Genomic DNA, 1,860 nt, shown 5'->3' with positions numbered 1-1,860 from the left:
GTATGGCGCTGAAGTCGAAGCTGTCGAGGCTTTTGACCGTGGGGAATTTGGCGGCCTTGATGCGGCGTTCGACCATCCTCCGCTCCCGGTCGATCAACTCCAGCTCAACAAGCCGGGCGAGGTATTGGACATGGTCCATGCCTTCGGCCGCGCATTGCCGGGCCAGCTTCTGATGTTCCCGCAGGAACGTCGGCAGCTTCAGCGCCTTGAGGTGATGGGCGAGCAGGATTTCCGGGACATCGTTCATGCCGCGTCCTCCGCATTGCCCGACAACAGCCGCATGTAGGAACCGGCCTTGGTCTTCTCGACCGTGGCCTTGGGCAGATAGGGATAGCAGTCGAGGTCCAGTCGGGGCGGACGGCGTTCTACACGACAAAGCAGCAGGTGCTTTACGGCGTCAAAGCCAATCGCGCCCATCTGGAGCGCCTGCTTCACCGCGGCATGCAGATCAGCCAGGTCGAAAGTTTCCAGCAACCGCAGGACCTGGACGTATTCGCGTCGGCCATGCCGGTTCATACGGGCTTCCATCAACCGCCGCAGCGTGGCGAATTCCTCGGGAAGCTCCCAGCCGTGCAACGGCGCGGCCTGGTCGAGTGCGTTGATCTTTTGCTCCAGCAGCGGCAGGTAGTGGATCGGATCGAAGATGAATTCGTCGCGGTCCCAGCATCGGGGATGGTGGGCAATGACCTCGCCCCGACAGCCGATCACCACGTCGTGGACATAAGCCCGGATCCAGACATCCTGATGACCATAGGCGACCGGCACCGAATAGTCGTTGGTCTTGTAGCGCACCAGACACTGGGACGAGACGCGGCCAGTGTCCTGGTCGCAGGCATCGAAGGGCGCGATCGGGAGAGGGCGCATGGCAGCCAGATCGCGTTGCAGCCGCTCGCCGATCGTTTCGCTTTCGCCGCGCAGGACATCGTGCTGGCGCTTGCGGCATTGCTCTTCCAGCCAGAGGTTGAACGCCTCCCAAGTCGCGAACTCGGGGAGCGGCACCATGAAGTTGCGGCGGCAATAACCCACCAGGCCTTCGACATTCCCTTTGTCGTTGCCTTTGCCAGGGCGGCCGTAGCGATCCTGGATCAGGTAATGCGACAGGAAGCCGCTGAACAGGACGGCTCGCTTGCGGGTGCCATCGGGCAGGATCTTCGCCACCAGGCACCGGTCATTGTCATAGACGATCGACTGCGGCACTGCCCCAAAGAAGGCGAAGGCGTGGATGTGGCCGTCCACCCAGGCCTCGGCGACCGCCGCCGGATAAGCCCGCACATAGCACGCGTCGCTATGGGGCAGGTCCAGCACGAAGAAATGCGCCTTTTGCTCGACACCGCCAATCCTGACCATTGCTTCGCCAAAGTCGGCCTGCGCATGGCCCGGTGGATGCGCCAGCGGCACGAACACTTCCTGGCCCCGCCGTTCCCGCTCCCGGATGTAGTCCTTGATGATCGTGTAGCCGCCGGTGAACCCGCATTCGTCACGCAGCCGGTCGAACACCCGCTTCGCGGTGTGCCGCTGCTTCCGCGGCATGGAGCGATCCGCCTCAAGCCAGCCCTCAATGATCGGGATAAAGGGATCAAGCTTCGGCCGCCTGACCTCGGCCGTCCGCCGGTAGCCCGGCGGCACCGAGAACGTCATCATCTTCGCAACCGTATCACGGGAGATGTTGAAGGCCTTCGCCGCCTGACGCTGGCTCATGCCCGCCGCGCAGGCCTGGCGAACCCTGAGATATAGTTCCACGCTGAAAATCCTCGCGCCCTCCCTGCTGTCGCAGAAAGGGAAAGGGTGGACGACTTTTACGCCGCCCGCAGCAGCTCCATGCCGCCGCTTCCGTGGCCTAATTTCTCACTGCCGTTCTCA

2 protein-coding genes are annotated in these 1,860 nt (G+C 63.0%); both read right to left on the bottom strand.

Annotated elements, in window-relative coordinates; genetic code table 11:
• The coding region (locus CK944_RS22000; RefSeq protein ID WP_239986219.1) for an ATP-binding protein at nucleotides 1-247 on the bottom strand (247 nt) is incomplete at its 3' end.
• Complete coding sequence (gene istA / locus CK944_RS21995) at nucleotides 244-1,698, bottom strand: IS21 family transposase (protein ID WP_103175162.1); 1,455 nt, start codon at nucleotides 1,696-1,698, stop codon at nucleotides 244-246. The genes CK944_RS22000 and istA, both read right to left, overlap by 4 nt.
• Nucleotides 1,699-1,860: the final 162 nt, after the last annotated feature.

This window comes from Paracoccus sp. SY (assembly GCF_002901215.1).
Classification (GTDB): domain Bacteria; phylum Pseudomonadota; class Alphaproteobacteria; order Rhodobacterales; family Rhodobacteraceae; genus Paracoccus; species Paracoccus acridae.
This window is presented reverse-complemented; position numbering and strand designations above follow the sequence as displayed.